Below are 4,376 nucleotides of genomic sequence, written 5' to 3' on the forward strand. Positions count from 1 at the left end.
TGAAAGATTGAGCAGGTTTCTTACGAGTCTATTTTAATCAAAGCTCTATTGATGGAATGACCAATGGACGTAAATTACATTATTATTGCACACCGGGAACCTCATTTGGTAAAACGCCTCATTGAACGACTGCAATATCCCAACAATTTCTTTTATATTCACATTGACGGACATGTAGAAATTAAACCCTTCATTAAAGAGCTTAAAGACCAAAACAATGTAACTATACTCCAAAATGAGTGGAGAGTCCCCACCTTCTGGAGCGACGTAACCACTATAAAAGCCACCCTTAAGGTATTTCAAAGAATGTTGGCCGATCATAGAAGTGGTTTTTGTGTGCTTTTGAGCGGGCAAGATTATCCCCTTAGGGGAAACTCTGCCATAGAAGAATTTTTTAAGGAAAACCATGACATCAACTTTATTGATGGTTTTTCCTTACCTGCAAAACGAGGCCTTTGGGGATGGGGTAAACACCGGGGAATGGATCGAATTCAATTTTACAATTATCACTTCTTTCATAACCAAAAATCCAATTTGCCCATACCTTCCATCCATCATCTTAGTTTTTATAATCCAAGAACGCTTCTTAAAATCATAACCCTTTATAAAAATAAGCCTGAAGATTTACCCAACTTGTTTAAGAAAAGGAGGTTCCCAACCTACTTACGTCCCTTTGGTGGAGCCACTTGGTGGGCCCTACCCATGAAAACCGTCCAAAAGCTTTATGAATTCACGCTGGAGCATCCTGATTATTTAGAGTACCATGTCCATACCCATGTGGCTGATGAAGTATTTTTTCAAAGTATTGTTCACTCCCTTTACCCCAAAGAAAAAATAAGGGATTCCATTACCTATACCAATTGGACCCACCCAACCAGACCTTTACCCCTCACTTTTGAAAAGCAGGATTTTCAAGAATTAGCCCATTGTAAAGACAAAATATTTGCAAGAAAATTTTCTGAAGAGACTGATGCTAAAATTCTAGATTTAGTGGACGAAAATTTATTGATGGCTTAAAGATGCCCTGAATCTTTCATTAACAATGGCATTAAAATAATGGCTTCCCACAATTCCTATTTGTTTAGTTCATCCTCTTAAGAGATAAGAAAAGCAACCCCTACTATTACTTTTAAATCATACAACATCCCAATACAAAAACTTAGAATGTAATAAAATTGTACTTTTCTAATTTAAGATTATATTATTTTTATATAAATTTATCGAAATAAAATAAAGATTCATCGAAATTCTAAAACCTTTCATCTTAGAATTTGTTTGATACTCTTCTTCAAATCTCCTCTTACCCTGATTAATTCCACTTCCCTCCCATTTGAAATTTAATACCTATCCTTTCTCATGGAAACCCTTTAACCCATTAACCTTCATTATCATGAACCGTAATCTACTCCTCCTCACCCTCTTACTATTAACAACAAGTCCATTATTTTCCCAAGTAACCATTAACCAAATGGGCATTGGAAATTTTGGAATGGGTGTGCAACTAGCCCCCAACATGAACATGATTACCACCGACCAGATTGGGAATTTCAATTTCTTTTTTGGCTTTCAGGCCTTCGGTAAGAATAACGAAATCATTGCAAGCCAGCTAAGTAACCGTAACACCGCCTTGCAATTTCAATTTGGGGGTAGGAACCTATTTTCCGAGGTGAGACAAAACGATATGGGAGGCATCAGTCGTTTCAACTTTGCCCTTACGGCCCAAAGTGGAAGAAATAACCCCATTCTCATCTCACAAAATGGGGATGATGGCACCAGTCTAAGAAACCGGGCAGTTTTTATCCAAAAGGGAAATAATAACATTGATACTGGCCTCCCTCACATATGGCAAGATGGCTTCTTTGGGACCAGTAAAAATAATAAAGCTTTTATGTTCATCAGCGGCAATCGAAATCAGGGCGAAATCTTTCAAAAAGGGGATAATGGAATTAGTATTGGCAACAGCTCCAAGATCACCATATTAGGGAACAGAAATGCTGCTCAAACCCTGCAAGAAGGAGAAGGTCCACTCGGTATAGGGGAAAGTTTATTCAATAGAACCATCATTCGGATAGAGGGAGACCGAAACAAAGCCAAAATTGACCAGGATGGTGGAGATAATGATCTGGGAATCTCCAGAAACAACGTTGGCATTTTCATCATGAAGGGGAATCGTAACAATGAACTTGGGGGAAGTTTCACAGAAGGGATATTCCAAAGAGGAAATGGTGGCATAAGCAGGGGAAATTTTGCCTATTTACTACATAAGGGAAACAAAAATGATGGAACTATAGATCAAGGAGGAAATGGTGGTATAAGTAGGGGAAATTTTGCCTATTTACTCCATAAGGGAAACAGAAATGACGGGATTATAGATCAAGGAGCAGATTCTGGTCCTGGAACTCAAGGCAAGACCCTAAACAACCGAACCATCTTTTTGATCAATGGAAATAGTAATAATGGAAATGTAATAGACCAAAAGGGTAGAGATGGGGGCATGACAAAAAATAACTTCGCCTTTGCCCAAATCCATGGTGATAACAATGAAATAGATATAACTCAAGTAGGGCTAGAAAATGGAGGTCTCAGCCAAAACAACTATGCTTTTGCCAAAATAATAGGAAATGGAAACGCTATAGAAAGTATAGAACAAAGCGGCCGAGTCTCAGGCAGCGGTACCGGAGGAGGCATTAGTGAAGGAAACCAAGCATATGCATTAATTCTTGGAAATGGGAATGAAGATGGTATGGATGACCTTGATCAAATTGGTTTTAATGGGGGAATAAGCCGAAATAACCTGATGTATTTACTTATAAAAGGAGATCGAAATGAGCATGGTATGGATGAAGTAGAACAGAACGGTATTGGTGGTGGTAAAAGCCAAAATAATCAAATCTATGCGACTATCAATGGGGACCGTAATGATTTCGGAATGACAATCAATCAAAACGGAGGTTTTCTTGACTCTGATATAGGAGGTACAAGCCAAAATAATAATGCCCATGCGCTCATAAAGGGAGAAAGAAACAAAGGGGGTATGCCATTTAATTCTGAATTCGGAACAATCGATATTGATCAAAATGGATTGAGTGAAGGAAGTAGTCTAGATAATCGAGCCTATGCCGTAATCAAAGGAAACCGCAACGATTTAGCCATAAAAATAAGGCAAGATGGAGGTGATGAAAACAATAGCGGAACCAGTGCACACAACCAGGCCTTTGCCTTGATAAAAGGAAATAATAATGATGGTATTCTAATTAATGATGAAACAACCGCAGCTGCTATTGACATAAGCCAAAGTGGTTTTAAGGGAAAAAGTAAGGATAACCATGCCACTGGCCTTATCCTAGGGGATAAAAATGATTTAGGCATTAATATAAAACAAGATGGTGTTGGCTTATTTGCTTTTGGCGGCCAAAGCGTAAGGAACAAAGCATTGGCCCTAATTAAAGGAGATAAAAATAAGGGAGAGGATTTAGGCGATGTTGTAGTAGGAAGCATAAACATCACGCAAAGTGGTTCAGTGGGAGGACAAAGTAAAGAAAATCATGCCATTGGACTTATTATCGGCGACAAAAATAAATTGGCTATCAATATTTCTCAAAATGGACTTCTGGGAAGAAGTATTAGTAATCATGCCCTGGCCTTTATCAAGGGGAATAACCATAAGGAGGCCATCAAAATCAGCCAAAATGGGATTACTGGACTGGCAAAAGACCATATCGCTATAGCTACTCTCCTTGAAGGAAAAAACAATAAAATCAATATTTCCCAAAATGGACTTTTTGGAAGAAGCATCAACAATAAAGCTTTTGTAAAAATAGTGGGTGGAAAAAACAATACGGTAAAAGTCTCCCAAAATGGAATATTTGGCTTAGCTAGGGACAATAAAGCCTGGGTAACATTGGTCAACATGGAAGGAGAAATGGTGGATATTGATCAAGACAATACCATTGGAGATAAAAAATTCTTAAGCCAAAGAAACGGCAAAAATTTTACGGCTGAAATAACCGTTACGCCTGGAAGTATGTACAATACGGGCATCATCATTCAGGAGAATGGAATCAACAACCACGCTTCCCTAATGCAGTCAGGGAACAATAACTTTAGCCGACAATTTCAACGTGGAAGTAATTTAACTTCTACCGTTACTCAAGGAGGGACGGGTAATGTGGCGATCACCTATCAGGCCAATTGAAAGTGACAGATCGCTTATTTCCTACAAATCAGGATTCCCTATTTAATATAAAAAGAAGGTAGGTGATTGACAATCGCCAACCTTCTCGTGCCTTCCTTGACTCTAAGCTGGTTTAAAGGTATTGTTCTATGATCAACTCCTACCCCCCATTTGCCTCTAATCATCAACTACTTCCCCCTCA

2 protein-coding genes are annotated in these 4,376 nt (G+C 38.6%); both read left to right on the forward strand.

Annotation, left to right across the window (positions count from 1 at the left end):
• Positions 1-63: 63 nt before the first annotated feature.
• A complete protein-coding gene (locus E1171_RS06310; RefSeq protein WP_155205167.1) occupies positions 64-1,017 on the forward strand; it encodes a beta-1,6-N-acetylglucosaminyltransferase in 954 nt (317 codons plus the stop codon).
• Positions 1,018-1,390: 373 nt separating this feature from the next.
• A complete protein-coding gene (locus E1171_RS06315) occupies positions 1,391-4,195 on the forward strand; it encodes a hypothetical protein (RefSeq protein WP_155205168.1) in 2,805 nt (934 codons plus the stop codon).
• The last annotated feature ends 181 nt before the right edge of the window (positions 4,196-4,376 follow it).

The sequence above is a fragment of the Xanthovirga aplysinae genome, assembly GCF_009711365.1.
Classification (GTDB): Bacteria; Bacteroidota; Bacteroidia; order Cytophagales; family Cyclobacteriaceae; genus Xanthovirga; species Xanthovirga aplysinae.

What these genes read in the sequence shown, in the direction of transcription:
- E1171_RS06315 (WP_155205168.1), top strand. Translation starts at nt 1,391, where the DNA reads ATGAACCGTAATCTACTCCTCCTCACCCTCTTACTATTAACAACAAGT.
- E1171_RS06310 (WP_155205167.1), top strand. Translation starts at nt 64, where the DNA reads ATGGACGTAAATTACATTATTATTGCACACCGGGAACCTCATTTGGTA.